Genomic DNA, 1,959 nt, shown 5'->3' with positions numbered 1-1,959 from the left:
GGGGGTGGGCGCCCTCCAACGGCTTGTCGAACTTGAGCACGCTCTCGATGGGGACCGGTTCCTGGTCCGATCCCTTCAGCTGGGGGCTGCTGCACCCGACGAAGAGATACGCCGCCTTGTTGTCGGTGCTCGCCTCCCTGCCCATGCCGTAGAGGTGCCGCCCCTGGGCCGTCCACTTGGTGCCGTCGTCGAACAGGTCTTCGCTGTCGTGCAGCCGGAAGTCGATGTGGATACGGAGCCTGTCGCCGGCGGCCGGTGCGACCTTGCACATCGGAGGGACCACCGGAGCACGGCCCACTACCGCCTGATCGTCGATCAGGGCCTTCGCCGTCCGTTCCAGCCCGGTGCCGTCCCACTGGAGCGCCTTCGTACCCAGCACCGCCCCCAGAGCCTCCACCGCCGCAGGCGAAAGGGTCCCGTCGCACTTCTGCGCGACCTGGGGAGCCTCCTCGCCGCCACTCCCGCAAGCGGTGAGAAGCAGCCCGCAGGCCAGCACGGTCGATACGGACGCGGACGCTCTTCTCATCGGGATTCCTCGTGGAGTCGGCGGCAGGGGTTCAGCCGGTTTCGGGAGCGTTGCCGGTCTGCTTCGCATGGTCGTTGCCCAGTCCGTAGCCGTTGCCCACGGACTCGATCATGTCTTGGCGGAAGTCGCTGCTCACCTGGTCACGGTGCTCGAACAGGAACCGCTCCATCGGAGACTCGGCACTGTACCGACCGGCCGTGTAGATGGCCTTCTTGCTCTCGTGGATCTCGTCCTCGGTCTTGTCCTTGTGGTCCTCGACGGACTTGTCCGACCAGTCCCCGATGACCTGCCCGGCCAGCTGTTCCATGGCACCCGAACCACTGTCGACCGCGAGCGGCACGAGGACGGCCGCCGCGCCGACCGCGGCGGTCGCGGGCAGGAAGGCGACACCGGCATCGTGGGCTGCCACTTCTTGAGCAACTCGGCGTCGCCACCGTACTTGTCGACGGCGTCCTTCATGATCCCGGCCGTGGTCTCGTCCCGCTTCAGCTCCGGCGTCGGGTCGTCCCAGGCATGGCCGAGCGTCGCCGACTCCAGGGCATGGCCGAGGGCGTCCGGCATGTACCCCATGGTCTTGGTGAGGTCGTCCGGGTTGTGCCCCTCGACGTCGGCGAAGAAGGTGTAGTCCTTGTTCGCGAAGAAGCCCAGGTAATTGGTCTGCTCGTCCCCCTTCTTCGGGTCGAGGTCGACCGTCCCGCCCACGCTCCCGTCCTGGTTGTACGACGTCGGCTCCTTCGAGAAGAAGTCCTTCGCCGTCTTGTCCACGAAGGGCTTGGTGGCCTCGGCGTTCACCCCGCGCCAGTAGTCGTCCCCGGCCTTCGCGGCCATCGTCGACTGCGCGTCCTGGGCGAGCGTGTCGAGCTTGCCCTTCAGCTCGGCCCACTCGTCGGCCGCCGTCTTCATCTTGTCGAGCGGCGCCTGTATGACGTTCTGGTAGGTCGACACAGCTGGTATCCCGACCTACTTGAAGTACTGGTCGATCTGGGAGGCCGCGAGGGCCGCCGTGATGTCCTGCTCTTCCTTCGCGTGCGAGGCCGCGCTGTAGTCGAGGTGGTTGGAGATGTTCGCGCAGGCGTCGAGCAGCGTCTTCAGCTGCTCGTCCCAGGTCTCCTGCACGGCCGCCATCGCCGAACCGGTGAGGAAGTCGTGGCCCTTGAGCTGGGCGGCCGCCTCCGTCGTGCTCGTACGGGCGTGGTTGCCGTCCTTGGCGAGCCGGCCGTGCAGCGCGTGCGCGGCGCTGCCGATGGCGCCGAGCTTGTCCTGGTCGACGCTCAGGTCGGCGCTGCCTCCGCCGCCACCGCCGGGCTCGGGGGCGACCTGGTTGAGCCTCATGCTCACGTTGGCCGTCTACGTGGACCGTACGGACGCCCACTCGTCTTCGAACGACATGCTCTCCCCCGCTGCTTCCGTGACCCTGACCGTCCGGCGGTGGC

Annotated in this window: 3 protein-coding genes; all 3 read right to left on the bottom strand. The window is 67.6% G+C overall.

All coding sequences use genetic code 11. The annotated features are described in order from the left end of the window. Nucleotides 1-379: hypothetical protein (locus CCN56_RS39650; RefSeq protein WP_143664810.1), on the bottom strand; the 379-nt coding region annotated here is incomplete at its 3' end. Nucleotides 380-658: 279 nt separating this feature from the next. Next, entirely contained in the window at nucleotides 659-1,471 is an 813-nt protein-coding gene (locus CCN56_RS39645; RefSeq protein WP_179200157.1) for a hypothetical protein, read from the bottom strand. A 15-nt stretch (nucleotides 1,472-1,486) separates the two neighbouring features. Then, nucleotides 1,487-1,858, bottom strand: coding sequence for a hypothetical protein (locus CCN56_RS39640; RefSeq protein WP_179200156.1), 372 nt, complete (start codon nucleotides 1,856-1,858; stop codon nucleotides 1,487-1,489). Between the last annotated feature and the right edge of the window lie 101 nt (nucleotides 1,859-1,959).

This window comes from Streptomyces sp. NRRL B-24572, from assembly GCF_002156145.1.
In the GTDB taxonomy this organism is placed as follows: Bacteria; Actinomycetota; Actinomycetes; order Streptomycetales; family Streptomycetaceae; genus Streptomyces; species Streptomyces vietnamensis.
The sequence above is the reverse complement of the archived record's forward strand: the minus strand, read 5'-3'. Positions and strand labels throughout refer to the sequence as shown.

Bases quoted from the DNA above. Each gene is read 5' to 3' on its own strand.
- CCN56_RS39640 (WP_179200156.1), bottom strand. From the start codon at position 1,858: ATGAGGCTCAACCAGGTCGCCCCCGAGCCCGGCGGTGGCGGCGGAGGC.